This is a genomic window from uncultured Jannaschia sp. (genome assembly GCF_947494055.1).
In the GTDB taxonomy this organism is placed as follows: Bacteria; Pseudomonadota; Alphaproteobacteria; order Rhodobacterales; family Rhodobacteraceae; genus Jannaschia.
The window spans coordinates 1-26802 of record NZ_CANLTR010000045.1 but is presented as its reverse complement, the minus strand read 5'-3'; the positions used below and the strand labels follow the sequence as shown (position 1 = coordinate 26802).

At 66.7% G+C, this 26802-nt stretch carries 19 protein-coding genes and 2 pseudogenes; 14 read left to right on the top strand and 7 right to left on the bottom strand.

The genetic code is table 11. The features are described 5' to 3' along the window. Positions 1 to 298: 298 nt before the first annotated feature. The gene (locus Q1A87_RS20010) at positions 299 to 724 is read right to left on the bottom strand and encodes a VOC family protein (protein ID WP_299655571.1); all 426 of its coding nucleotides are present in this window, start codon (positions 722 to 724) and stop codon (positions 299 to 301) included. Between the two features lie 89 nt (positions 725 to 813). On the opposite strand from Q1A87_RS20010, the gene Q1A87_RS20005 reads away from it, so the two are divergent. From Q1A87_RS20005 to Q1A87_RS19995, 3 genes are all read left to right on the top strand, one after another. Then, positions 814 to 1428: a TetR/AcrR family transcriptional regulator gene (locus Q1A87_RS20005; RefSeq protein WP_299655568.1), complete on the top strand. Its 615-nt coding sequence runs from the start codon at positions 814 to 816 to the stop codon at positions 1426 to 1428. A 111-nt stretch (positions 1429 to 1539) separates the two neighbouring features. Next, positions 1540 to 2247, top strand: coding sequence for a serine protease (locus Q1A87_RS20000; protein ID WP_299655565.1), 708 nt, complete (start codon positions 1540 to 1542; stop codon positions 2245 to 2247). Between the two features lie 352 nt (positions 2248 to 2599). Beyond that, the gene (locus tag Q1A87_RS19995) at positions 2600 to 3757 is read left to right on the top strand and encodes a methyl-accepting chemotaxis protein (RefSeq protein WP_299655562.1); all 1158 of its coding nucleotides are present in this window, start codon (positions 2600 to 2602) and stop codon (positions 3755 to 3757) included. A gap of 185 nt (positions 3758 to 3942) precedes the next feature. Here Q1A87_RS19995 and Q1A87_RS19990 read toward each other — a convergent pair whose 3' ends face one another. Next, positions 3943 to 4455, bottom strand: coding sequence for a hypothetical protein (locus Q1A87_RS19990; protein WP_299655559.1), 513 nt, complete (start codon positions 4453 to 4455; stop codon positions 3943 to 3945). Positions 4456 to 4759: 304 nt separating this feature from the next. Between Q1A87_RS19990 and Q1A87_RS19985 the strand changes: the two genes are divergently transcribed. Further along, complete coding sequence (locus Q1A87_RS19985) at positions 4760 to 4888, top strand: hypothetical protein (protein ID WP_299654393.1); 129 nt, start codon at positions 4760 to 4762, stop codon at positions 4886 to 4888. Between the two features lie 258 nt (positions 4889 to 5146). Here Q1A87_RS19985 and Q1A87_RS19980 read toward each other — a convergent pair whose 3' ends face one another. Further along, positions 5147 to 5755, bottom strand: coding sequence for a CBS domain-containing protein (locus Q1A87_RS19980; RefSeq protein WP_363323026.1), 609 nt, complete (start codon positions 5753 to 5755; stop codon positions 5147 to 5149). Positions 5756 to 6046: 291 nt separating this feature from the next. Here Q1A87_RS19980 and Q1A87_RS24290 point away from each other — a divergent pair. Together Q1A87_RS24290 and Q1A87_RS24285 are read left to right on the top strand one after the other, a co-directional pair. Then, positions 6047 to 6478, top strand: a pseudogene (locus Q1A87_RS24290) (IS3 family transposase); the annotation flags it as partial. Between the two features lie 79 nt (positions 6479 to 6557). After that, entirely contained in the window at positions 6558 to 6872 is a 315-nt protein-coding gene (locus tag Q1A87_RS24285) for a DDE-type integrase/transposase/recombinase (protein WP_363323027.1), read from the top strand. Between the two features lie 296 nt (positions 6873 to 7168). Here the strand turns inward: Q1A87_RS24285 and Q1A87_RS19970 are convergent, their stop codons facing one another. The 3 genes from Q1A87_RS19970 to Q1A87_RS19960 form a co-directional block, all read right to left on the bottom strand. Next, a complete protein-coding gene (locus tag Q1A87_RS19970; RefSeq protein ID WP_299655553.1) occupies positions 7169 to 7570 on the bottom strand; it encodes a type II toxin-antitoxin system VapC family toxin in 402 nt (133 codons plus the stop codon). Beyond that, positions 7567 to 7800, bottom strand: coding sequence for a type II toxin-antitoxin system prevent-host-death family antitoxin (locus Q1A87_RS19965; RefSeq protein ID WP_299655551.1), 234 nt, complete (start codon positions 7798 to 7800; stop codon positions 7567 to 7569). Before Q1A87_RS19965 ends, Q1A87_RS19970 begins: the two co-directional genes overlap by 4 nt. A 628-nt stretch (positions 7801 to 8428) precedes the next feature. Beyond that, positions 8429 to 9460: a RepB family plasmid replication initiator protein gene (locus tag Q1A87_RS19960; protein WP_299655548.1), complete on the bottom strand. Its 1032-nt coding sequence runs from the start codon at positions 9458 to 9460 to the stop codon at positions 8429 to 8431. 541 nt (positions 9461 to 10001) lie between these two features. Here Q1A87_RS19960 and Q1A87_RS19955 point away from each other — a divergent pair. Both Q1A87_RS19955 and Q1A87_RS19950 read left to right on the top strand, forming a co-directional pair. Beyond that, positions 10002 to 11231: an AAA family ATPase gene (locus Q1A87_RS19955; protein ID WP_299655545.1), complete on the top strand. Its 1230-nt coding sequence runs from the start codon at positions 10002 to 10004 to the stop codon at positions 11229 to 11231. Then, positions 11228 to 12184 carry a ParB/RepB/Spo0J family partition protein gene (locus tag Q1A87_RS19950; protein ID WP_299655542.1) on the top strand — a complete coding sequence of 319 codons (957 nt, stop codon included), beginning with the start codon at positions 11228 to 11230 and terminating at the stop codon, positions 12182 to 12184. Before Q1A87_RS19955 ends, Q1A87_RS19950 begins: the two co-directional genes overlap by 4 nt. A gap of 72 nt (positions 12185 to 12256) precedes the next feature. Here Q1A87_RS19950 and Q1A87_RS19945 read toward each other — a convergent pair whose 3' ends face one another. Further along, entirely contained in the window at positions 12257 to 15388 is a 3132-nt protein-coding gene (locus Q1A87_RS19945) for a C1 family peptidase (protein ID WP_299655539.1), read from the bottom strand. 88 nt (positions 15389 to 15476) lie between these two features. Between Q1A87_RS19945 and Q1A87_RS19940 the strand changes: the two genes are divergently transcribed. From Q1A87_RS19940 to Q1A87_RS19915, 6 genes and pseudogenes are all read left to right on the top strand, one after another. After that, positions 15477 to 17006, top strand: a complete 1530-nt coding sequence (locus Q1A87_RS19940) for a hypothetical protein (RefSeq protein ID WP_299655536.1) — start codon at positions 15477 to 15479, stop codon at positions 17004 to 17006. A gap of 84 nt (positions 17007 to 17090) precedes the next feature. Beyond that, on the top strand, positions 17091 to 22754 hold the full coding sequence (locus tag Q1A87_RS19935) for a hypothetical protein (protein ID WP_299655533.1): 5664 nt from the start codon (positions 17091 to 17093) through the stop codon (positions 22752 to 22754). Then, positions 22742 to 24532 (top strand): hypothetical protein, encoded by a 1791-nt coding sequence (locus Q1A87_RS19930; protein ID WP_299655530.1) that lies wholly within the window; start codon positions 22742 to 22744, stop codon positions 24530 to 24532. The genes Q1A87_RS19935 and Q1A87_RS19930 overlap by 13 nt, the downstream gene beginning before the upstream one ends. Beyond that, on the top strand, positions 24529 to 25122 hold the full coding sequence (locus tag Q1A87_RS19925; protein WP_299655527.1) for an SCO family protein: 594 nt from the start codon (positions 24529 to 24531) through the stop codon (positions 25120 to 25122). Before Q1A87_RS19930 ends, Q1A87_RS19925 begins: the two co-directional genes overlap by 4 nt. Beyond that, the gene (locus Q1A87_RS19920; protein ID WP_299655524.1) at positions 25110 to 26171 is read left to right on the top strand and encodes a c-type cytochrome; all 1062 of its coding nucleotides are present in this window, start codon (positions 25110 to 25112) and stop codon (positions 26169 to 26171) included. The genes Q1A87_RS19925 and Q1A87_RS19920 overlap by 13 nt, the downstream gene beginning before the upstream one ends. Positions 26172 to 26407: 236 nt before the next feature. Next, positions 26408 to 26512: pseudogene (locus Q1A87_RS19915) on the top strand (transposase); the annotation flags it as partial. Positions 26513 to 26802: the final 290 nt, after the last annotated feature.

Here is a 26802-nt window from a genome sequence, read left to right as displayed (position 1 = left end):
CGCACGGTTATTCGCCCGTGAGGAGCTGACTTGATATCCTCCGCCACGCCGTCAGCGCTCCGACGCGTTCGGATATCCGTCCCGGATCATCAATTCCGAAAGCCTTTGACCAAAACCGAGGATTTCGAGCCGCAGGGATGCCGGAAATCGCCAACGTCGGTTCCGCGCCAGTTCGAGCATGGCGCAACTCAGGGACAGATCATCGGGACTGGCCGTCTGTGTACAGCGCGGCGGATGTCGGGTGCGAGCCCAGGTATCCAAATGCTGCATTTTACCCGAGTGGCCGCTCCAGCCAGGATTAGGTTGGCAGTGCCTCCGCCGCGTAGGCTGCGGCATACGCACCGGTCGGGGGGATGGGCTTGATGAGATCGAGCAGTACGCCGTTGGGATCGCGAAAGATGACGTGGCGCTGACCGAAGGACTCGTTGTGTAGGCTCTTGACCACCGGGACGCCCATCTCGCGGAGGCGAGCCTCCTCTGAGTCCACGTCCTCAACCTCGAAGTTCAGGATCAGCCCCCGTGTCTCGCCGCGGCCCTCGGGCGGGATCGTCTCGTGATCATAGCGCAGGACGGCGAGGTTCACGGTCACATCTGCGTCCTGCTGAAGGTGGACATACCAGTCGCTTTCGAACAGTGCGCGGAATCCGAAATGCGTGCGGTAGAACGCGCTGGTCCCGGCGACATCGGCGGTCTGGATGACGGGATAGTACTGGACTGCTCGCATGGCGGCACCTCCGGCTTGTGTTATCATACAATGTGCATGTAACGTTCGAAACGAGTTACATGCAAGGTGTATGTAAGTCAGGTCGAGCAATGACGGTGCCGTTGGCGGGTAATTCCCGACGAACTCAGGCTGAGCGGCGCGACGCGACGCGCGCGCAGCTCATGGACGCGGCACGCGCGTTGTTTGTTGCCAAGGGCTACGCGGATACCGGCACGCCCGAGATCGTGGCGGCGGCCAACGTGACTCGCGGCGCGCTCTACCATCACTTCGTCGGCAAGACAGAGCTGTTTCGCGCGGTCTGCATCAGGGAAGCGGAGGCTGTCGGCAGGGCGATAGATGCGGCGACGCTTGACCTGCACGATGCCGGACAGGCGCTTAGGGTCGGGGCGGTCGCCTATCTCGATGCGATGAACGTGCCAGGTCGCTCGCGCCTCCTGTTGCTCGATGTGCCCGCGGTACTCGGCCACGGCGAGGCAGGAGAACTCACCCTGGGAGAGGGCCACGCGCAGCTCCGCGAGGGGCTTGCGCAGGCTCTGCCGAGTGCCGGGAACGACGAGATCGATGCGACGGCTGACATCCTGTCCGCGGCCTTTGACCGGACCGCCCTAGCCATCGCACAGGGGGGGGACAGAACAACCTACGTCAACGCGATGTTGATGATCTTGGAACGAGCGATGGCGCATTCGAGCGGTCACCCAAATTGATTGTTGGAACGTCGGCTCCGTTCCGCGCAGCGGACCTCCGGCGTTACGCAGGGCACCCTGTCGGAATGTCGATGGCGCAATAGTCCGCTATCGGCTTGCTTCGAACGATACGTGGCGCTGGCGGTCGACTTCTTTGGGTGCAAGATAAGTAAGGTGCCTATCCAGATGGTCCTTCGTACCCTCCTTTGGCTGGCACTCGCGCGGACGATCCTGTCGGCCGCGACTGCCCACGCGCAGTGGTCCGACGAAGCCAATCCCGCGATCGGGCGACTGAACTACGCCGGCTTTCGAAACCGTCAACACTGCACGGCCGCTCTCGTCGGACCGAGAGAGGCTCTGACGGCCAAACACTGCGTGGACGGATTGGCCCCCGGGAACCTTCATGTGTTGCTTGGTTACGACGGTGGCACCTATTCCGAGCACTTGCGGGTGCGCGCTTTGCAGCTAGCCCCTGATGCAGACATCGCGCGTCTTTGCCTGGACAGGCCGTCTTCGGTGGAGCCTCTGTCCTCGTTCTCAAAAAATGTAGGCGCGGAAACGCAGAACATCTTCGGAGCCGTCACGCTGATAGGCTACCCGCGTTCGCAAGCGCACAGCCAGCAGGGGCGGCGATGCGCCGTCACGGCAGAGGACAGCACGCTCGCAAGGTTGGATTGTCCGGCAGAGCCGGGAATGTCGGGTGCGCCCGTGCTCTCGTCCGGGCACCTGATCGGAATCATGAGTGCGTCAGCGACCGAGACAAGCGTAGCCGTGCTGGTCACGGCGCTGCCGCCGGGCCGATGCAACGAACCCGATCATTTCCCAGATCGTGACGAATGACCCCTCGGTCACCTTTCAACTATAGCACAGCTAAACAGGCGGACATTCCAAGCCCTTCGTTGGGGGCAGTTCCGCCCCGCGGTACGCCAGTTCGATCTTGACGTAGCGAACGGCGAATCCGTTGAAGATCGGCCATTCGTTCACGCCGCGCCAGAGGTCTCGTTGAGCCCAATGTCACTACTGCGCTTGGATCTTCCCTTGCTCAGTAGGTGTGTTGGGTGTTCACGATCGATTAGCGGAAAACTTTTTTAACCTGAATCTCCTAAGGCAAGCCGCGGAAGTACAGGTAAGAGTTTCCCACATGATCAAATGGCCCCGCCCCCGAAAACAATCAGCCGTTCCGTCCTGGATGATGCACGAGACGCTGGAACAGGCGATCGATGCCGTCGTCGTCATCGATCACACGAACGCAGTGATATTCTATAATCCCGCCGCGGAGCGGCTTTGGGGTTTCAAGCGGGACGAAGTGCTTGGTCGGAACGTCAAGATGCTCGTCCCCGAAGTGCATCGCCATAACCACGACGACCTGATCGATGCCAACAGAACCACGGGGCAGGACAAGATCGTCGGCTCCAGCCGGGACGTGATGGTTCATCGCAAGGATGGTGGCGTGGTCCCGGTCAGCCTCGCCCTGTCGAAGATGCGGATGGGCAAGTCCTGGGGCTACGCGGCCTTCGTGCGGGACATGTCAAAGGAGGTGGCGACGCGGCACGACATGCTCGACCGTGCGGGAGCGAACGTCGATCTCGTCGCCGCCGATTGCGATGAGATGGCCCGTCTGGCCTCCACGGTCAGCACGGGCGCCGCGCAGCAGGCCACGTCGGCACAGCAGGCCTCCTCGGCCATGGAGGAGATCACCGCCACGATCGGCCAGTGCGCCGAGAACGCCCGGACGACGGAAGGCATCGCCACGGGTTGCGCGGACAATGCGCGCAGCGCCGGCGAGACCGTCACCCGCGCCGTGGACACCATGGGCGCGATCGCGGACAAGGTCCGCATCGTCCAGGAGATCGCCCGCCAGACCGACCTTCTGGCCCTCAATGCTGCGATCGAGGCCGCGCGGGCTGGCGTCCACGGCCGCGGTTTCGCGGTCGTCGCGGCCGAGGTGCGCAAACTCGCCGAGCGCAGCCAGCAGGCGGCCATGGAGATCGGCCGCCTCTCGGCGGAGACGCATGAGGTCTCCCAGGATGCAGGCCGCAGGATCACCGACCTCATCCCGGAGATCGTGAAGACGGCAGATCTGGTGCAGGAGATCTCCGCCGCCACCCGGGAACAGCAAGTCGGGGCCGAACAGATCAACGCCGCGATCCGCGAACTCGACAGGGTGATCCAGAAGAACGCAACGACGGCCAGCGCCTCCGAGGAGACCTCGGCATCCCTGACCCGACAATGCAGCGACCTGCGAGATCTTCTCGCCACGCTGCGCGGGGGTGAGAAGGGCGAAACCGCCACGCCGGAACTCCCGGCTCCGGCCCCTGCGCGTTTGGCACTGGTCGCGAAGGCAAGCTGATCCTCGGGCTGGGCGGCGTTTGGTCGTGATCCTTTCCTAGATCTGCTTGAGCGTCCCCGCCCCTGACAACAACCCGGTCGTGAAGGTATCCGCGCAAATTCACCGCAAGATAGCGCTGCAGTGCCGTCATCGTGGATAGCGTCGATGCAGCGAACGGCGGCTTCACATAGCTTCCCTGGCCCGCGCTACCTCGACGACCCCCGCCACTGGTCCGCGGCGAGCCGCATATGCGGACAGGCCCGGACCAGATCGACGGCCTCGCGCAGCGTCGGCAGGTGCATCCGCACGATGGGATCGCCGGCCGAGCTGAGACGTTCCCTTGACATCGCGAAGCGGTGCGTCATCCCGGCGAGATAATCGCTCGTCCGCCGGTTCGCCGAATCGCCCCGCTTGCCCGCCACCGCGATCACCAGCCGGACCGAATAATGCTCGCCGCCGATGTCGGCCGGCGGGGCCGGGAAGTCGTCGGCCGTCACCCCGATCAGGCGGAGCTGTACGCAGGACAGCACAAGCCGGCAAGCATCGGCCAAGTCCTCGACGAAGACGAAGGTGACGGCATTGTAGGGCTGGACATAGTGCCCGCCCCGGAGCCGCGCGAGATAGGGCGGCAGGTAGCGATACGCCGTGGGCTCGGCCGCGAGGCGCACCGCGAAGCAATGCGGCGCGTATTCGTGGCGGCGTGGTCTGCGGGTTCCCATAGCCGAGAACAATAACAGAGCATTGGCCGGGGCAAGCGGTGCCGCCGCGTCCCGACCCGAGCGGTGCGCCCGGCCGATCCGACACCGTGGGAGAGAGGAAAGTAGCCTTCTTTCAGGGTGAATGTCCGGGAGGGAGAGACGGGAGCGGTACGCCACGGCGGGACCGGCCGACGACCCTCCTCCAGCGACATCCGAGACCGGCCGGGCGGCGTCCCAGCCCCGGCCGAGGCCGAGCGTGCCCGCGCAGACTCAAGGGCGCACGAAGACGCCCAACCGGGACATCCATCACGAACTCCGAAAGGGGGTGAGACCAACGAAGACCTTCGATGACTTCATCGCAGCGCGCCGGCCCGAGGCTTGGGCGCTGCTGAGGAAGGGCGGCCTGTCCGGCCAGATCGCCCGCGCCTTCCTCCTCCAGCACGGGACCGTCTGACGACAGCCCCCGCCGCAGCCCCTCGCGGGGCTGCGGCACCCATACCGCATCCGGCGCTGCGGCGCCAAGCAGAATGGAGGCCCTCAAGCCCGACTTCACCCGACACAAGCATCCCGTCCTCGCCGTGCCCTGCGGCGACCGCCATGCCGCCGCCCGAAAGGAAGCGGTTGATCGCGTCTCCGTCGCTTGGCACGGCCATGGCGCAAAGGTATGCTAGGGAAACCCGGTGCATTCCCTGCTGGACCGTTCTCCAGAATGTCAGTCGGGCGCTGGCTCCAGGCTGCTCCGGGCAAGCGCTGCAACCAGGTCCGTTCGCGTGACGATGCCGACGAGGCGGCCGGGGTCCAGGACCGGAACGGCATCGACCGCGCCATCCGCCATCATCGGGAGAAGCGCGGCAAGCGGCGTCTCCGGCACGGCGCGCGGTCCGGCAACGCCCATGATATCCGCGGCCCGGACAGGTCGGTCCCGGTCGCGCTCGATCAGGCGCCGCATCGCGGGGCCGAAGCCGCGATCGAGGCGCAGCGCATCCGCGCGGGCCCGGTCGATCAGGTGCAGCTGGAAGATGACGCCGAAGAACCTGTTTTCCGCGCCCACCACCGGCAGCGCCGTGAACCGGTACCGCCGGAACAGGTCGGCAATCTCCGCAAGACCGGCGTCGGGTGCCACGGTGACGAGATTGCGTGACATCACGTCCGCCGCTGTCGTCGGTCCCGCCCGATGCGCCGCGACGCGCAGTTCGGCGGCACCGATCAGGCGGGCGAGGCCCAGCCCCACGAAGGCCCCGAGCCCGGCCCGGAGCGCCTCGCGCAGGGAGGACCGCGCGACCGCCGGTCCGAATGAGCGGAAATGTAGCAAGGCGATCACCGTCCGACGTCGTGCGCGCCGTCCTTCTCAGGTGGTGGGGTCGATGACAATCCGGCCACCCTTCCGCTCCGTCTCCATTATCGAGAGGTGGTTGCCGTGAATGTCCGTCCAAGGACTGCGCAGACGTTCGATTCTCATTCGCCGATCCCGTGTCGCCGGGCGATCAACGATCGATCCCGCCGGTGACCGCCCTGCCCCTCTGTCACGTCCGGCCGAGGAGACCCGCACCGAAAGAGTAGAGACGGCCCTTTTTCGTGGTGGATTTTCACCCCCGAGAAAGGACCCGGACCGATGGCCACACAGAAGCTCGATCTCGCCACGGAGATCACCAACGAGATCATCCCAGCTGGTGCGCTACGAGGCGCGGATCGCATCTTTGGAACGGCTCGTCGGACAGCAAGCGCTGGAGCTTTCCTTCGTCAAAAAGGGGGTCTCGGACGGACCCTCGCCGACAAGCGCGGCGACATCCGTGATCGCCGGCCCCGTGGCCTCTCCGTCAAAAGGGAGTGCGAGCTGATGGGTGTTGCACGGTCGAGCTACTACACCACGCCCGTGGCATCGGACGCTGACGCGGACCTTGTCATCGAGATGCGCGCGATCGCCGATGCGTGGGAATGCTACGGCTACCGACGGATCGGAGCGGAGCTGCGTCACCGCGGCTGGGTGTTGAACAGCAGGAAGGTCAGACGTCTGATGAAGCTGCACGACCTCAATCCACGTCGCCGGCGGCGCTTCACCAGGACGGCCGACAGTGACCATGGCGGACCGAGCTATCCGTTGATCGCCAGAGGCTTCGAGACGCATGGCCCGGATCAGCTCTGGGGTGAGGCGGATGCGCGATCGTGGATGGACCCGCGATCGCCCGCCGAACGACATCACCTTCGTCGCCATCGCGACCGGCTTCGTCTATGTCGCGATCGTCATGGATGCCTGGTCGCGACGTGTCGTCGGCTACGCGATCGGACGGCGGATCGATGCACGCCTGGCCGTCGCCGCCTTCGAGCGCGCCATCGCCCTGCGCCGCCCGTTTCCCGGGTGCGTCTTCCACACGGATTGCAATATGCTTCTGCGAAGCACAGGACGCTTATCGAGAAACATGGCTTCTTCGGCTCCATGAGCCGACGTGGCAACCCTTACGACAACCCGCAGGCCGAGAGCTTCACGAAGACCCTCAAGGCCGAAGCCGTCTAACTCGACGAATACGACACTTACGAGGACGTCACGGCGGACCTGCCCGGCTTCATCGAGGACGTCTACTATGCCCGACGCCTGCAATCATCGCTGGGCTATCGCAGCCCGGTTCGACACGAGATCAACAACGCCCGCCAGCCGGTCAAAACCGCGGCCTGATCCTGTCCAGCCATAAGGGCGCACTCCAATCTGAAGTGGCGACTTTCAACCAGTCTGCGTGACCTACCGGCTTACCGGTCGGATCAGCTCGGTCTTTCCGCCGTATTCGGCAACTTGGGCGTCCGCGGTGATCAGCGCCATGCTTTCTGCACGCGATTGTGCAATCAAGATCCGATCGAAGGGATCGCGGTGCAGTTGAGGGAGCTCGGCCACCGTAAGGGCGTGAAGGCCGGTCACCGGCAGTTCGACGTACCCGGTCTCAAGGCAGCTGCGGCGCAGGAGAGGTCCGTCCACTCGAAAGTCCGGCCGGTCCAGCGCCGACTTGATCGCTATCTCCCACAGGCTGGCCGCGCTGAAGACCAGCACCTCCGCCGGATCGTCGAGACGGGCCCGCAGGTCTCCTGGCAGACGGGCCGCGTCGGAGACCGCCCAGAGCAGGATGTGCGTATCGAGCAGGAGGCTCACCTCTCGAAATCGTCCGCGATGGCCCCCTGCCCCATCCGATCGAAATCGTCCGGGACCTGAAAGGCCCCCGGCAGTATATCGAGACGCGAGTGCGACGAAGTCGGCTTGATCGCCTCGACCTTGACCAACGGCTTGCCCGCGCGGGCAATCACGAACGGCTCGCCCGCCACAGCGGCGGCGACGAGCCGGGACAGGTTCGTCTTAGCATCATGGATATTGATCGTCTTCATCACGTATTTCCAACTAGTCTAGTCCGCTCAACTTAGTCCACACCAGACATTCTAGCAAGCCGTTGGCACATCGTGCCGTAGGCTTGCCCTCTAGCCGAAGTGTGTTGAAGCCGTTCCGGGCATGATCACCCTGGACCCCTATCTCGGCCAAGCGCCGTTCAGGACACGTCCCATGATAACGAGTCTACGCGCCCCAGCTGTGCGGCTCGTCTTCGGTCAGCCCCGCATCTTGGCGCCGCTCCCGATCCGACAGGTCGTCGAGGTGGCAAGGCCGCCGCGGACAAGCAACCGGTCCGCGGCAACATAGGTGCAGGCCGCGGCGTGGACTGCGGGGTCCGGGGGCTATGCGACCTTCGGCGGAAAGGCGTCCGATCGGGTCGCGGCCCGTCACATCTTTGACTTCATCCCAGGTAATCGCCTCAAACACGCTCACGACGCTGGCTGGACGTTTGCGTCACGAATGCCGCGGTCCAATGCAGGCCCGGTCTGAGACCTCGGCCCGCGTGATCGCCCTGCCCCCCTCAACACTCCTCCCCACATCCGGATTGGCGGTTCTTGTCGAAAAAACAACCGATGACAGTCTGCCGAGAACACCGATTGCCATTTGGCAATCCGAAGTAACCTCTCTTCATTGCAGTGGGTTACGCGCGGCGAAAGTCCGGAAGAACGCCAGAAAGGCGCTATCGGGATCGGCAACATCCCCCTTGCCCTTGGACCAGCTCCGCCACTCCCCCTCGACGTGATAGATATCGTAGCCTGGATGCCGCATGCGTGCCGTCTCGTAGGTTTCGGTTCGTAAAGCTGCCCCTCGCGCGTCGAGCCAGGCGGGGCGCGGGCGGGGGGCAGTCACGACCGTTTCGGCCCGCTCCTCCGCCCGCGCCTTGCGACCGACCTTGGAGTATTCGAGCTCGCGCCCTGCTGCGCCCTGCCCTTCGCCGTCCTTCTTCCACCAGCGCAGTTCGACATGCGTCACCCGACGGCCGGTCTTGATCGCCGCAAGCTCCACGATGTAATCGCTCAGCGCATTCACCTCCGTGGTGGCCGGATCAAGCGCCCTCAGCTTCAGGTTCGACCAGGATGTGAGCTTGCCCTTCGGCACGCCAAGGATGCCGCGAATTTCGTCGAGGGAGAAACGTTCGGACGCGCGCCAGCGCAAGTTCCCGCGCTTTTGCACCATCTCGTACAGGGTGAGCGCATATTTCGAGGTCAACGCGAACATGACCTCGCGCTGCAGACGCGCGAAGATCGTCGAATTGCCGATGATCTTCCGCAAGCGTGCCGGGATCTCGTATTCGAGCAATCCGTCGGAACGGCGCGTCTCGATGTTGCCGCCCAGGAGTTGCACGCGTTCCACTGCCGGCTCGCCATCCCAGATCACCTCGATCTTGACGATGGCGCTCATCAACCGTTCGATCGAGACGCCGATCCGGTCATTGGCATTGTGGCTTCCCCGCAGGAGCGATTTCGAGATGACATGCGTCACCGGTCGGTCGATCGCATCCCATGCATTCTCAAGAAGAAGGTTATAGATGCGCCGGTCCGCAAGTGTCAGCGGCGTGACCTCCACCACGTCGACGAGCTCCCCCGGCTTTACGATGCTTTCGGCATTGGGCCGTGCGGAGAGGGTGCGATAAGGCTTCTGCGACGGGCCTTCTGACATGGGGCTTACGTCCTACTCTTACCGATGTTTGTCGTCCGAAGTATGATAACGGACACGACAGGTCAGGTCCATCACCCCATCCGTAAGTTTCGACCGGCCCACAGGTCCCGGCGATTCGGAGTACGGGTCCTGTTCTGCCTTAAATGCAAGGCTGAAGTTCGACCGTACTCCCACCCCGAACGTAAGAGAGGGAGGCACACCCGAAGCGTAAGGCTTCGTCACCCCAAACGTATTGCTTTCCCACCCGGAACGTAAGCCAACGCACCCGGAACGTAGGACTTGGGCGAATAACCCCCTGACACCTATGACCAAACCTGTTTCGAACAGAGAATCTAAACAATGAACCATAGATGCGGTTTTCTCGTTCTGGTTTAGTTGATTTGTCTCATTGCGCCTGCACAGCACCGCATATGGGACGGACACGCTCCGATCTCGCATCCCACTTCCCGACCTCAGTAGGTCATGGCGTCAGGTTTGCTTTTAGTTTTAGTATGGCGCTGAAATCGCACTTTCGGCTGCCATACGCATCCTGCGGATGCCGATGACCCATACGAACGAGGATATAATGATGGATGGCGCAGCTCCCACTGAGATCGGTCTGGACGAGTTGGAGCAGTTGGCCAGTCGAGCCTCGACCGTCATCGAGCGGTTGCGCGGGCGTCTCTATGCGCCCGGCACGCAGAAACAGCTTCATCTGACCTTCAACGTTCGTACCGCTGCCGAAATGGTCGGTCGGACAGAAAAGGCGATCCGCGATGCCGAGGATGACGGCCGTCTGCCGGAGCCCGAGAAGAACCCGGAAACAAACCGTCGCGTCGGCTATTCGCTCGTCGACGTCAACCGGATGCGGACGTTGTTCGGGACCCTGCCGCACCGGGCCGAAGACGATCCGCCCATGGTCCTGGCGGTGCAGAACTTCAAAGGCGGCGTCGCGAAATCGACGATGGTCACGCACCTGTCGCAGTATCTTGCCTTGAAGGGCTATCGCGTCTGCGTCATCGACTGCGACAGCCAGGCCTCGACCACCGCGATCTACGGACTGAACCCCGATGTGGACGTCGACGAGAGCGAGGACACGCTCTATCCGTTCCTGCAGCACGGTGGACCGCGGACGCTGCACTACGCGCTCCGGGCAACCTATTGGCCGGGCGTGGCGCTGATCCCCGCCAATCTGGGTCTCTACGACGCCGAATACGAGTTCGCGGCGCGCATGGCCCGTGACCCGGACTTCGTGCTCGATCGGTTGCGAGACGGGATTGCCAGCATCTCCGACCAGTTCGACGTCATCCTGCTCGATCCGCCGCCGGCCTTGGGGATGATCTCGCTGTCCGTGCTGCGCGCGGCGACGGCTCTGCTGATCCCCGCGCCGCCGAACAACGTGGATTTCGCCTCCACCGCGCATTTCCTCAAGATGATGCAGGCCACGCTGTCCGAGATCGCGCGGCACGGAGGGGCACGGGATTATGCCTTCGTGAAAATCCTCGCGACGAAGATGAACGATCAGAAATCCGCACATGTCGCGATAAAGCGCATGATGGACGCGGTCTTTCCCTCCGACATGCTCCGCGCCACGCTCAAGGACAGCGCGGAGATCGACAACGCGACGGCCAATCTTTCGACCGTCTACGAGTTGACCGGCGCGCAAACCCGAACGGAGACCCACAAGCGATGCCGCGCCTACCTGGATGCGATCGGGGCGGAAGTGGAGACGTTGATCCGCACGACCTGGCCCAGCCACCATGCGGCACTCAGAAAGGAAGCCTTGCTATGAGCCGGAAACATTCCGTCTTCGACGACGTGCTGAGCGAGTTCTCGGCGGAGGCGCCGGCCGCTGACCGCGCCGGGACGCGGTTCCTGAACCGGCAGGCGCGGGTGGGGGACCGGCTCTCGGGGGAGGTCGAGGAGAAGACGCTGCGCCGGATCGACCCGGCCAAGGCACGGATGTGGGCGCGCCACAACCGGGCCTACGAGCTTCTGACCGAGGATAATTGTCGCGACCTGATCGACGGGATCCGCGCGCAGGGGCGGCAGGAATTTCCTGCGATCGTACGGCGGACCGGGAATGCGGACATGCCCTACGAAGTCGTCTGCGGCGCCCGCAGGCATTTCGCGGTGACGTGGCTGCGGGCGAACAATTATCCGCAGATGACGTACCTCATCGAGGTGCGCGATCTGACCGACGAGGAGGCTTTCCGGCTTGCCGACATCGAAAATCGCGACCGGGAGGATATTTCCGATTTCGAGCGCGCACGGGACTATCTCAACGCGCTCGGCAGCTATTACGGCGGGTCGCAGAAAGACATGGCCGGGCGGCTCGAAGTGTCGACGACATGGCTCTCGCGCTACCTGCAGCTTGCCCGGTTGCCCTCCGAGATCGTCGAGGCGTTCCCGAGCATCCGCGATCTGAAGGAAAGCCATGCGCGCCAGTTGAAGCCGCATCTGGGCCGGCCCGAGGAATATGAGGCGATCCTGGCAGAGGCGCGGAGTATCGCGGCGGAAGAGGGCCGGCCCGACGCGGCGGCCGTGATGACGCGGTTGCGCGGCGCGGTGGCCCCGTCGAAGCCCAAGGCGAAAACCGGACAGGTCTATCGCCGGGCGCGCGAGGAATCAGGAATCACGGTGCGGCAGCGCGGGTCGAAGGTGACGATCGAGTTCGGGACGAATCTGTCGCGCGACGGGCTGGAGGCGGCTCTGCAGAATTACCTGAAGGATCGGTTCGGCTGATTGCCAAATGGCAATTCGAGATCTTTCCGTTTGGAGGAAACAGGTTACGCGTATTGCGTCGTAAGAAGGAGGTCACCCGGAACGTAAGGTTTCGCAGCCAAGCGCCGGGATCGGCTTCCGTGTTGTCGGATCGTGATCATTTCGGCATCGGCCAATGTGGAAACACGTCTCGACATCAATCCTGACATCGAGACGCTCAGCCGTGTATCGCTCGAAAGGTGCGGAAGCTCTTCGCGATAACCGCGAACGACCGGTTGTCTCGATCGTCATGGTCCTGGAGCTTCGCCATGGTGCATCGTGGAGCCCAGGTTCCGGAATCGAACGGATACCGACCCGGAATGCGGCGATCACGGCCCGTCGTGATGTCGGGCTGCCGGACAGAAGACCGTCTCGACAGACGCGCGGCGAAGCGATTGGGCGATTTCGGCGTAGAGATCCGAAGCGAGTCCGTGCCGGCCGTCCTTTCGGCGAATGATGCAGAGCTCCGGCGCGAGGATACGCAGAAGGTCGGGCCAGTCCGTACGGAACCCGTTCAGCGCGGCATTCGATTTCGGGGTCTCGGCCAACGAATATGTCGAAGTCGGCATGTGGGTCGCGCGCGCGCAAGGCGGCGAGGTCGTGTCGCCCGGCAATCACGGCGCCCTCGATCGACGCGAGGACCTGCTCGAGGCGGTCGGCGACGAGGCCGTCGGCCCCGAGTGCATAGAGGTCGATCTTGCGGTCGCGGTCGCGGTCGCGGGTGCCGAACGGGCCGGCTTCGAGGGCCAGCGATCGGGCGATCTGCCAGACCGGGCCGCCACGTTCGCCCGCCGCGAGGAGGCCAGCGGTGAACGCGGCGAACAGGGGACGGCAGCTTCGCCGCGCCATGCCGTACAGGTACTCCGTCGCGTCCTCGCCGGACCCGGTGATCCGGCCGCGCAGGCGGGCGGCATCGGCGGCGAGGCGCAGTCGGATGGTCTCCGCCTCATCGGCCCCGTAGACGAGATGCACGGGATAGATGCCGTCGCGCTTGAACGGAACGATGAGTTCGCCGATGAGGCGCGCGAGCTCCTCGGCCGTCAGGAACGGGTCGTGACAGAGGAACGCGATGCGGCGGTAACGACGGCGATTGCGGCGCTCGTCGAGATACAGCGCCGTCTCGCGCAGACCTGAAAGACCCATCCCCAACCGGCCCCCGTCGACGATTCCGTCGCGTTCGGCATGGAGACAATGACCGAGGAGGTTGTAGCGCCGGGGCAGGGGCAGGGCGGCCAGACCATTGTGGACAACGCCCACCGGATCGTCCGACGCCGCGCGGGCCACGCGACCCGGCACCTCGAAGGCCTTCGGCGTACGCGGCGCGAGTTGCAGGACCCAGGCGTCGATCAGGTTCTCGCGCCAATCCTCGTAACGCCACAGCGCCACGCCGCGCCGGCCCCGGACCGAGGACCAATTGTCGCCCCAGGAATTTCGGACGTAGAAGCCGTCGCGGTCGTAGCCGATCAGCGCGAAGGCGTGACGGCCGAACTCGCGCTCGGGCCAGGGAATGCGGCCGTTGGCGCGGTCGGGCAGCCACCCGAGATGGGTCCGCGCCGAGACGACGACGGCACCGGCGGTGGCGATCGCGTACTGAAAGTCGCTGATCGAGGCGTGAAGGCGGTAGTAAGCCGTGAGCCGCACTTCGCGCGCCGCCCTGGCCCGTGCGATATCGAGAAACCACGGTCTGTCCGGGTCGGGCTCGTCCGCCTCGGCGCAGACACCGGAATGGAACAGACCTTTCAGTGCGCCGCGCAGGCTGGTCCCGCCGATCGCGTCGCCGGCATATTCGTCGTAGATCCGGGCGGTCTCGTAGATCATCCGCGCACTCACGGGATAGAGCGTCCGGTCGGCCCCGCTGCGGGCGAGCTGGATGTCGATGGCGGTGGCGAGCGCGTGTCCCACGCAGTCCGGGACATTCTGCGTCCGGAGTTTCGGCAGCTGCGCCCGCGGTGGAAGGATCGTGTCGGGGACGGTCGTGAACGCCGGCAGGAACGGCGTATCGCGTATGTCGGGCATGTCCGCCACCACGGCCTGAAACAGGGCGCTGTCCTCGGCGGCGAGACTTGCGCCGAGGGAGGCGGCCGTCTCGCCCTGACCAAGGCTCGACGCGGGATCGGGGCTCCAGACCGCATCCGTGCCGAGAGGTGCCGCGGGGTCCATTGCGGCGGCTCTCAAGGCCGGCTCGCGAAGAAAGGCGGGGGCGAGATGGACGAAGCGGTTGGCCTCGCTCGGGACGTGCCAGTCCCCGGCGGTCGTCGCCTGGCTCTGGAACCGGCCGGGGACGACGTGGACGCCCAGTACCTTCCGCGATCCGAGACGGAGGACGGGGGAGCCGGAATGGCCGGGCAGGGTGGAGGCGTCGTGTCGACCCAGTACCCTGTCGGCATTGCCGGTCACCGCGGTCGCGTCGCCGTCGATCTCCGAGGCTTGCCGCAGCAGGTCGGGGTCGAACCGCGCACGGCCGGGCGAGAGGTACTTCTTGCCCATTCCGTCGAAGAAGATTTCCGCGACGAGACCGTTCGGGGCCGCACGTTCGTCGATCGGAAATCCCATCACGCAAACGTCGTTCTCCCAGTCCGGTGCGCCCCAATCCAGGCCGGTCTCGATCTCGAGGATCTCGATGTCGGCATCCGGGCATTCGCCGTCGGCGCACGGGAGGAGGTCGAAGAGCATGAGGTCCCACCGGGGATGGACCCAGACGAGGTTGGGGTCGATTCGACGGCGCGAGGCCATGCCGGACCCGGAGAAGACGACTTCGCCGGGATAGAGGGCCTCGGACGGGGCGATGGATCGTTCCTCGGCGTCGAGGGCGCGAAAGGGTCGGGACTGTGCGATGCCGTGACCGGGCCGCAGCATCCGCTGCAGCAGGTGCCGGCATGTCAGCATTCGGCAGGGGGTCCGCGCGACGCGGAAGGCGGTCCCGACCTGCCGTCGCGTGCCGTCGTCGAGCGTGACGTCGACCCGGCCGACACCGGCCCCGAAGGACGTCGCGACTTCGAGCAGTTCGGCTTGTGCCGCGCCGTCGGGGATCGAAGGCGCAAGCGACGGTGGGGTCAGAAGGCCCGCATCACCGACCCGGTAGGACGGGCGGAACCGGAAGATGATCTGGCGAAGCCGATTGCGACCGCGCCCGCCCGGATGGCCGGCCGCAAGCTCGGACAGAGCCGTGTACTCGGAAACACTCATCACGCGGACCACAAACAGGGTTGACGAAAGGTAAACGTGGCGAGAGACTTTTGGAAGGTTGTTTGTGTGTTTCGAGTAGGAGCCTGCCATGTGGCGTCGCGCTCTGGTTTGCCTGTTCGCCCTCGTTCTGAATTCGGCCGCCGCGGCCGAAACCCGGACCGATCCGTCGGTTGAACCGCCAGCTTGGCAGTGTTCAGGGTTCGATGGCGCATCGCTCGACGGTGGGGCCGGGGACGGGCGGCTCATATGCGCTGACATCGCGGCACTCGATCAGACGCTGGTCTACAATCGATTCGGATCGTTCAACCCGTTCGGGATGATCTTCGCCTTACGCCGGGACCTGGTTCCCCTCGAGGTGTTCCCCGAGACCGGCCCTCCCACACATGTGACCTGTCGCGACGATACCGGGACCGTGGATGGCGGCGAGGGCCTGTCCGCCGGTGTGGTCCGGCTTCGGGATTGCAAGCGGCCCCGGCCACTGGTGCTGCGCGCCGGGGTGAGCGACACGATCGTCGTTCGGGTGACGAACTATCTGCGCCCCGCGCAAACTGCAGACGAACTCGTCGGAGACGGCAGCGACACCGAGACCGCGATCGACTTCACCCGGGACTTCTGCGGCGCGGGCCCGGCCGACGGGGCGAAGCGGACCGACGACGCGAACCGGGCCGCAGTCCATCCGGCGCTCGATTGGGACGATGCGGCGGCCGTCGCCCATGGCGAGGCCGATTGCGTGCTGCAAGGCACGGACGGACGGGTTCCCGACATGGCGATCGATACCGGAGACGCCGATGCGGTCGGCCCCGGCATGCCGGACACGGGATCACCGGCGACGGAGGCCGACTGGCCCAACACCCGGACGGTCAACCTCGTCGCGCAGGGCCTGACGCCTGTGGCGATCGACGGTGCGATCCATCCGGCCTGTCGTGGGCTGGGCGGCGTCGCCCCTGACGAAGGCTTCACCTGCGCCTACAGGATCCTGCAGGAGGGGACGTATTTCTTCGCGTCCAACGCGGCGCCGGCAGGCGGCGAGGGGGATGGCGGCTCGATCGTCCACGGTCTCTTCGGCGCGATCCTCGGAGAGGAGACCGGGACGGAATGGTATCGCAGCCAGGTCAGCGAGACGGCGCTCGACGCGGTCTGGGACCCGGCCGACGACGCGATGCCCCGCCACGCACGGGCCAGCGCCGACATTCGCTACGACGCGACGGTGGACGATACGCCCACCGGGATGCCCTATCTCCGCATGTTGCGCGCGCATGACGCCGGACGGGCGGGCGTGCAGGAGATCGTGCATGCCGACATCAACGCCATCGTCTACTGCACCGCCCGGTGCGCGCAGGCGCGTCAGGACCAGGCCAAGGACTTGCAGGACACGGTCAGCGTCGAGGCGGGCGTGCCCCGCACCTCGGAGCCGCATTACCGGGCCTTCCGCGAATTCTCCGTCTTCTTCCACGATGAGCTGAAGACCTTCTACACCGAGAACTTCCGCGAACTGGGCGAAATGGGACAGCTCGCCGGGGTGAAGGACGGGTTCGCGATCAACTACGGCGCGTCCGGCATGGGGTCGATCCTGCTGGCCAACCGCAAGGGGATCGGCCCGTCGGCCGGCTGCATGTAGTGCCTCTACGAGGAGTTTTTCCTGACATCCTGGGCGAACGGCGATCCGGCGCTTCTGGAATGGTATTCCGATGACCCGTCCAACGTGCACCATTCCTACCTGAACGACCCGGTCGTGTTCCGGAACTTCCATGCCGGCCCGAAGGAGACGCATGTCTTCCACCTGCACGCGCATCAGTGGTTCGCGGGGAACGATCCCGGACGCGGCGCCTATCTCGACAGCCAGACCGTCGCGCCGCAGCAGGGCTTCACCTACAACATCTACCACGGTGGGCTGCGCGCCGTGGACGGCAGCGCGACGGACGGCCGGTGGAACACGCGCGGGAGCGGCAACCGCAACCGCACGGTCGGCGACTCGATCTTCCATTGCCATCTCTACCCCCATTTCGCCCAGGGGATGTGGGCGCTCTGGCGGGTCCATGATGTGCTCGAGGACGGGACGAGGCTGATGCCGGACGGGCAGCCGGAGTCGGGCCTGTCGACGTCGTTCACGCTCGATCCCGACGGTAGCCGGACGGGGCATGTCCGAAAGGGAAGCGTCGACCGGCAGACGGGTGCCTGGATCCCGGAGCAGGACGGCACGCCGATTCCCGCGGTCGTTCCGCTGCCGGGGGAGCCGCTGCCTCTGCTGCCGAGCTACGCCGCGGAGGCCGAGGGCGAACCGATGCCGGGCTATCCCTTCTACATCCCCGGCACGCCCGGCCACCGGCCGCCGCAGGCGCCGCTCGACATCGCGCGACGGCTGACCGAGGCGGAGGACACGGCCGCACCCGTCGACGCGCGGCAACTCGAGACGGATTGGCTGGACGGCGGCATCGGTCGACATGTCGTCGGCGACGCGTCGAGCCGGTCGCCGGACTTCGCGCTGCCTGCGGCGGTTACGGCCGCGCTCGGGACGGCGATCGGCGACGACAGGGTCGAACTCCTGCGGCAGCTCGTGGCCAAGGCGTTCGCGCTCGGCAACCTCACGATGCATCTCGATCGCGCAGAGATCGAACTTCTCAGCAACGAGGGCGAGACGCTAGAGCGGAACGCGATGGGGTTTCACCATGACGGCCGCGTCCACGACCCGGAAGGCGGCACGGGCGCGGCGCTGGCGCTTCTCGATGCGCTCGGTGCGCCCAGCAGTTACGACGCGGGCTACACCTCGCCGCGTGCGCCCGTGCCGGAGGGCCCTGTCGGAGCGGTCGGTGCGGGCCGCTTCTACGTCAACGGCAGCCCTCCGCGGCCCGGCGCACCCTATGCCGATCCCTGCGGCGTCGCCTCCGGGACGGCGGCCGCGACGCAGACCGACCCGACCGTCGACAGCCTCGCGACGGATGACGCCTTCAATCTCGCGAACTATTCCGTCGATCCGCTCCTGACCGGATTCCGACGCTACGAGGTCTCCGCGGTGCAGCTCGACCTGATCGTCAACCAGGCCGGCTGGCACGACCCGCAGGCACGGATCAACGTGCTGACGGCGGACTCGCACGGCTACAAGACCGAGGACGCGCCGGAGCGGGTGTCGCCGGCGATCAGCGACCGGGAGGAGCCGTTCTTCTTCCGGGCACTCTCGGGCGAATGCATCGAGTTCCGGCACACCAACGAGTTGCCGAAGGACCTGGAGCTCGACGACTTTCAGGTGAAGACGCCGACCGACACGATCGGCCAGCACATCCATCTCGTGAAGTTCGACGTCACCTCCTCGGACGGGAGCGCGAACGGCTGGAACTACGAGGACGGCACCTTCGCCGCCGACGAGTTGGCCGCGCGCCGCTGCGCCGCCATGGCCGCGGGTGGATCGGTGGCGGCGCTCAGTCCCGGGATCGCCGGGGCAGGGGAGGCGAATGACGGCATCGGCCCGCTCGATTGCGAGGGCGCGGACGCGGCGCGGGAGATCTGGTGGCGGCCGCTCGAGGCGGAGCGGGACGCGTTCCAGACGACGGTGCAGCGCTGGTTCGCCGATCCGGTCCTGACGCTCGACGAAGAGGAGCGCTATCAGGACCGGACCCTGCGCACCGTCTTCACCCACGACCATTTCGCGCCCTCCTCGATTCAGCAGCATGGCTTCTACGGTGCCCTGGTCATCGAGCCGTCGGTCGGGGCGCGCGACCGGCCCGAGGGCGCGGACGCCACGCTCGGTGCCGAAGCGCCGGAGACGATTCTGGCGGCGGTCTGCGAGACCGAGAGCGCGGACTGTGTCGGACCGCTTTCCGGCGACGCGCGGATGCAGGTGGCGCGCGGCGGCGACGGCTGGACCGGCGCGCAGAAGCGCTTGATGTTCGGCGCGCAGGACACGGGGTTGGCGCAGGAGCCCTATCACAGGAACTATCGCGAGTTCGCGCTGTCGATCGCGGATTTCGCGCTGCTCTACGACCCGCGCGATCGCGAAAGCGCGGCGGAGGTGGAGGCGTCCGTCGAGACGATCGGCAAGGGCGACGAGGCCGGCATGGCGCAGCTTCTGTGCGAGCTGCGCTGGCGCCAGAACGCCTGGGGGCTCGACAATGTCTGCGGCAACCGGCGTCAGGTCCGGTTCCCCGACGTCTATTTCGGGGAGATCCTGCCGGCTTGGCTTGCGAGCGGTCGGCCCGGCGATCCGTCGCACCGGCTGGACTTCGACCTGATCCTCGACAGCGATCTGGCCGATCTGCGGGATCACCTGCTCGACTACCGCGCGGACGCTGCCGGCCTGACCGTCGCGCAGCGCGCCGGCACGGCCCGCGTCCTTGCCAGTCCCGTGGCGCCGCCGCGGCGGCCCGAGGCGATCTCGGTCGATCACCACGACCCCTACCTCGTGAACTACCGGGGCGCGCCGATCCCGCTCCGCGTCGGAACGAAGGACATGGATGGCGTGGCGGTCGATGGGCCGGCCCGGCCGTGGGACGCCTCGCAGCATCCCGACTGCGCCCCGTTCGCCATGGCGCGGCCCGGGCACGAAGGGCCGCAGAGCGACGTCGCCATCGCTCTGGAAACGGGCGGCTTCCCGGAATGCTCCATCGACCGCCAGCGCGCGGGGCAGGGCGGCGACCTCGCCTTCGTCTTCGACTCGCGAACGCATCGCGATCCGGAAACACCGTTGCTCGAAGCCTATGCCGGGGAGCGCCTGGTGTTCCGGATGATCCAGGGCGCGCAGGAGGTCCAGCACACGTTCCGCCTCGACGGGCAGACCTGGCAGCGCAACATCGACCAGGAATTCCCGCGCGGGATGCTTCCGCTCGACGCCACGCCGGACCTCGCGGCCTCGCCGCGGCTCGACTGCATCGACAGAGGCGCCGTCGGCCGCCCGCTCGCCTATCCGTTCTGGCGCGACACGCCGACAGAGCTGGCCCAAGCGGTCCCCGGATTCGACGCGGCTTTCTGGTCGAGCTACGCGGCCACACTGGCGGATTGCGACAATATCGAGGGCTTCGCCTTCGCGCAGGAGATCGGCATCTCGGAGCATTTCGAGCTGCAGGGATCGCTCCGCGCGGATGTCGGCGGATCGCTCGAGCTGGCTGGTCGGGACGATGGGCCCGTCGAGTTGGCCGCCCTCGACGAGGTGCCGCGCGACGTTTCCGACTACCGCTACGACTTCGGCAGCGTCGACGCGTTGTGGAACGGGGCCTGGGGACTTTTGCGGGTCTATGCCGACGGCGACGCGATCGACCCGGCGACCAACGGGCCGCTCAACGCGGAGGAGGGACTCGCCCCGGCCGCGATCGGGGACCGTCTGGTCTACGACCCCGGTGGGTTCGAGACGCCCGGGGTCGAGCCGGACGCGACGCTGGTGGGCGGTGGCCTCGCCTGCCCGATTCCGGCACCGGGCGAGACGCAGCGGGTCGTGCGCGCCGTGGCGGCGGCGGTTGAGACACGGGCGATCTGGCCGGACGGTACGACCTATCGTGCGAACAAGACCGACCGCGACGGGCTGATGCTGGCATTGCTCGCGCCTTCCGACCTGACCGGCATGGGCGAGGATCTGGCCGACGTCACCCGCAGCGAAGTCCACGCCGCCGTCGCGGCGCGCTACGGCGGCGCGGACGGGCGACCGGAACCTTTCGTGCTGCGCGTCAATGCGGGTGACTGCGTGGAGCTGACGTTGGTGAACGCGCTGCGCGTCACGGGCGGGGACGTCTGGGCAGGTCTGGGCGACCGGCTCGGCGACGCGCTGATGCCGCCGATCACGCCGCTCAACGTCGGGGCCGTGATCGACGGGCCCGCCCCGGGCGAACGACTGGGCCGCATCGAACCGCTGCCGAGCGCGGCGGCCGACCTTCGACCTTCGGCGCACCTCGCCCTGTCGGTCCACCTGCCGAGCATGACGATGCGCCGCGACGTGCCCTCGGGCGCGGGCTACAACCTCGCCGCCCTGCCGCCAGCGACGGGCGACGGCGTGACGGTCAGCGCACCGTTGCGCTTCTACGCCGGACGTTTCCGGCTGGAGGCGGACGGGACGGCGCTCGATGCCGTCGAGGGCGAGGTCGAGGGCAACCTGTTTGATACCGCAAGGGCGTTCACGCTTGGCGACGTCGCGGTCGAGCCGACCGGGTTCCGTCTGATCCGCCGGCAGGACGGCACGGTCGCGGACACCGCGCTCGGAATCCTGTCGCGACGGTTCGACCTGCGCATCGAAGTGTCTGATCCTGTCCAGGCGGCGCTCGGCCTCGAACACCCCGACATCACGATCACCGCGGCCGATCTGCCGCGACCGGGCAAGTCCGCGCCCGGTCCGATCGCGGCGACGCTCTGCGCGCCGGGGGCGGCCGCCTGCATCGAGGAGATCGAGCGCACACTCGCGGAACGGGTCAACGAGGCCCGGCTGTTCGTCGCGCTGGAGCTCGACCGTCTGACGCACTGGATCCCCTATGCGTTCGGGCCGGTGCCGGTGACGGCAGTGTCAGACGTGATCTCGCAACCCGTGCACGGCCTGTTCGGGATCGTCGACGTCGTGCCGGCCGCGTGGGACGTCGACGCGGCGGACGCAGGCGATCTGCGGCCCTATGCCCTCGGTGCGGCGCAATATTGCGCGTTCCGGGACCGTTTGGCGGGGAACGGTGACGGTGCGGAGGGGTGTCTTGCGAATTCTGCGGCGGATCCGGCGGAACGCGTGTTCGAGCGTGGCCATGCAAACGGCGGTGACGGCCTGCCGGCACTCTATGCGCTGGAGAACGGCGAAAGGCTTCGAGAATTCGTGCTGTTCTATCAGGACGGCCTGAACCACTGGGATGCCGGCTCCGCCATCGAGTGGCGCCTGCACCACGGCGGCCCGGCGACCGATCCGGAAACGGGCGGTGCGGTGCGGCCGGTGCCGAACTGCCCGGTCTGCGACGATAGCTACGATCGCGGCGAGCGCGGGATCAACTATCGGTCGCTCGACTTTGCCGGAATGTTGCGAGCGCTGCACGACACCGACGTCGAGGTGAGCGACGACCTGAACGTCTATCGCTTCGAGACGAAGGATGACGCGGCCTTCTTCGACGATCCCGACGCGCTCCGCCTCCGGGCCTGCGAGGGGGAGCGCATCCTGATCCGCGTGGTCCATCCGGGCGGGCGGGCGCGGCAGCGAGCTTTCGCGATGAACGGGTACACCTATGACGAGCTGTTTCCCGGCTTCGGGTTTCCCCGGTCCGCGCTCCTCGCGCCCGGCAAGTCGATTTCGGCGTGGCTCGAGCTCGAGTCCGAACCCGGCCTGTCCCTCTGGGGGGATGGTCCGACGCAACTGCGGTCGGGGGGTGTCTGGGGTCTGCTGGACGTGGCTGCGCGGGGCGATCCCAGATGTACCGGCTGATCCTGATCGCGCTGCTCGCGCTCGGCCATGCGTCCGCCGGGGCCGAGGAGGCCGCGCGTGCGCCCCTCGCACCGGCGTTGCGCGCGGAGATCGCTCTCAGCCGGCCGGACGGGCAGCCGCTTGTCGACCCCGCGCCCGGCGCGCCTTTCGCGGTCGAGATCGTGCTCCGCAACATGGCCGGTCGCGATGCGCCGCGCGGCCTCGATCTCGTTGCCTGGCTGCGCCGGACCGAGGGTGGCGGGATCACCTGCACGGAGGCCGCTCGCGCCTATTTTGCCACCGAGCGGTCGCTTCCAATCGGTACGGTCCCCCTTGGCGGAAGCCTCCTCGCCGTGCTCACGGGCGAGGGCTCGATCGCCCTCGTCGACCCGAACTTCCAGCTTGCGACGGCGAATATCCTGGCGGCGGTCTCGATCCCCGAGCAAGTCGACCGGCTGGTGCCCGACCCGTTCCTTCGCCGCGTCCTCGCGGTGTCGCGAGACAGCGGGACGGTCCGCGCCGTCTCTATCGCGGGGGGCGCGGCCGAGGTTCTCGTTGCGGACCTCCGGGGGCTCGAGGCGGTCTATCCCGGCCCCGATGGCCAGATCTGGGTCCGGACCCGAGACGGGTTCGGTCGGCCCGCGGAGGTCGTGGCCCCGGCGACCGGCAGCGCCGCGTCCTATGGCGGCATTCATGTCGCGATCTGGACCGGACGAGAAGCGGAGGTCATCGACCTGCGCACCGGGACCTCACTCGGCGTCTCGCGCGCCGGGATCCAGGCCGCGATCCCGCTCGAGGCGGCGGACGGAGAGCTCTCGGGTCTGGTCGCGCTGACGCATGAAGGGATCGCCGTCCATTGGGCGGACGCCCCGGAGCAGCCCGTGCAGGTCGACCTGCCGCCGGGATTTTCCCGGCTCGACGTCGATCCCTCCGGGCGCTTCGCCTTCGCTCATGGGCCCGATGTTGGGGACGTCGCCATCGTCGATCTCGCACGTGGCGCAATCGTCCAGATCGTCGTCTCCAACCCGCCGGTCTCCGAGATCGCCTTCACCTCGCGCGACGCGTTCCTGCGCGCCTCGGACCATTCGCGCGTGGCGGTCCTGTCGCTCGGCGCGATCCGGCCGGACCAGCCGCCGCTCATTCAGGAGGCGACGCTCGGCACGGCGGCGGCCTCCCGGACCGCGCCGGGGCTCCTAACGGCGATGGAGATCGAGGACCGGATGATCGCCGTTCACCCCGACAGCTATACGGCTTACGCACTGCACGGCAGCGCCACAACGGGCAAGGCGCCTCCGATGCTGAGCGGCGCCCCCCGCGGGGCGCTGCCGCCGATGTTCTCGATCACGCTCCGGGGCGGCATCCCGCGTCAGGTCGTTTCCATAGATCGCGGCTTCCGGGAAGTCGTGCCAGGGCGCTTCCGCACCGTCACGGCATTGCCGGACGACCATGCCTACGAGCTCGTGGGCTCGACGGGCCTCGGCGGCATGTCGTTCTGCGCCCCGATCGCGAAGGGGCGCCGGGCCCCGCCGCCGCCGGAAGGTCGGCTGTCTCTGGTGCGGATCGAGGGAGGCGACCACCTGCGGTTCGCGGACACGAGCGGGCAGCCGATCCCCTTCGACGGCGATGTGCTGCTGCTGGCGCTGCAGGGCGGCTGGCGGCGCGCGATCCCGATCGCGGCCGGTCCAGATGGTCTGTCGCGCGAAACCTTGGACATCCCCGCGACGCTGCCTCTGGCCCTGATGGCCCGATCGGGCGACGGGCGCGCCTTTCCCATCCTTCAGATCGGAGCCCGAAGATGAAGACTCTATTTCCCGTCCTGGTCGCGATGGCTCTTGCAGGCGCGGCCAACGGCCACGATTCCCACGCCACACACGATCCCGCGCGGTCGACCGCGACCGACGTGGCCGCCGAACGGCTCGTCATTCGGGAGCTCGACGTGACCGATTCCCACGGGCGGTCGTTTCCCTTCCTCGCGACCTTCGGCAGGCGCGGCACGCTTCTCCTGAGCTTCACTTATACCAACTGCGAAACGCTTTGCCCGGTGACCAATGCCATCCTGTCCGGCGTCGATACGGAAGCGACGAAAGTTGGTCTCGGACTGACCGTCCTGTCGATGACGATCGATCCGGCGCGCGACACGCCCGAACAGATGGCCGAGGAGCGTGCGCTTTGGGGTGCGGGTGAGAACTGGTTTTTCCTGACGGCCGAACGCGGAGCGCACCGGCGGCTGATGCAGGATCTCTCCGTCGACATTCGCGCGCTCGAGGCGCACGATCCGATGTTCCTCCTCGGCGACCTTTGCTCGGGGCGTTTCCTGCGCATCGTCGGTGTACCGGAGCCGTCGAAGCTGGTCGACCTGGCCCGCCGTCACGAGCCATGCGACGTCTGATTGCAGCGGCGGCGATTGTTCTCGCCTCGATGCCGTGCCAGGCGGGCGAGGTCGGACGGAGCGGTGCCGAGATCTATCACGACGGGTTCGCCGGCACGGCTCTACTCGCCGGCGGGGCGGTGCGCGTCCCGGCCGAGCGATTCCCCTGCGCGTCCTGCCACGGCGCCGACGGTCGGGGGCGGCGCGAGGGCGGGACCGCTGCACCGTCGCTCAGCTGGGCGCGGCTGCGCGTGGCGACGGCGGATCGGCCGGGCTACGACCGCGACAGCTTCGCACGCGCCGTGACGGACGGCAAAGACCCTGCGGGGCGATCGCTCGCCGACGTCATGCCACGCTACGAGGTCGAGGCCGGTGCGATCGAAACGCTGGCCGCCTATCTCGCCTCGCCCGCCCTGGCCGGAACGTCGGGGATTTTGCCGGATGCCCTCCTGTTCGCTGCTACCGGGCGGCCGGAATACGACGCCGGTCTGCGCGCGGGCCTGACGCATGCGGGTGGGGGGGCCTACGGACGACGGATTCGTCTCGTAGATGATAGCGCCGCCATGGAACTGGAGCGCCTGGCAGCGGCCTTCGACGCGGCCATCGACGCGGCTTATCTGTCGGCGATGCTGGCCCGTCTCGGGTCCGACGGCATCGACCGGGTGTCGATCCAGGGAGACGTCGCCCCCGATGTCGTCGCCCTGTTTCGTCTTGCCAACATAGCGGTCGTTCCGCCGGAACTTGCGGACGCGACGGTCGTCCTCGGCGGTTCCCGGGTTCCGCAGGCGGAAACGGTCTATGCCAGGATCGACACCCTCGCGCCGATCCTGGCACCCGGAGCGATGCGAAAGCTTGCGGTCTTCCACCTGGGAGAGACGGACATCCGCGCCGCACTCATGGCTGGCCAGCATCTGGAATATGTCGAAGGGTTCCGATTTGGACGAGCCATCGTCGAAGCTGCCTTGGCGGCAGGTCGGCATCCGACGCAAACCGGCTTTGCCGAACGGCTCCGAAAGACTTCGCCGCAGGTTTTTGTGTTCGACTGGAGGCAAGGTCAGGATCGCAGGTAAGCTCTGTCCTGACCGAGCTTGGTGCCCATATCGGTGAGAGGGATTCAGATCGAGGATTCCGTCGGTTAGGTCGGCCGCATGCCAAAGCCCGCTGCCAGCCGCCACTCCGGCAAGCGCGGCCATCCCGAGACCTTCTCCGACAGCGCTGGTCAGGCTTGCTGGACGCCGAAGGGCGAAGGACGTCACGAAAACAGGCCGGTGGCCCGTTTCAGCTTTGAACGGACGGCGCCTCGGGTATGTTCGGCCTGCCGCGCCGTCAGACTGTTGGCCTTGTCGCAAGCCTGATCGGGATGGCCGGACTCGACTGGCAGGTTCCGGACTGTTCGACTCTGTGCCGCCGCGATCTCCCGAAACGAGTCCTGCGAGCAGCGGGAATATCGCAAGCATCTGGCGGGCACCGCCCGGCAGGTTTCTGGCGGCAGTGATACGTCCGCCCTTATGGCCGCCCTCACGTTCAGACCCGAGATCGAAGTTCTCTCCGTGACGGATGGCGTGCGGCGCCGGCTTTGCAACGATGCGGCTAAGCTGTGGATCGTGGAGGAGAGCTTCGTCGGGGGTAGTGCCCCGGCTGGTGGTGTAGGAGGCCGCGCGCGGAGCCCTCGGTGTAGCGTAGCGCGCGGCCGGTGGTGAT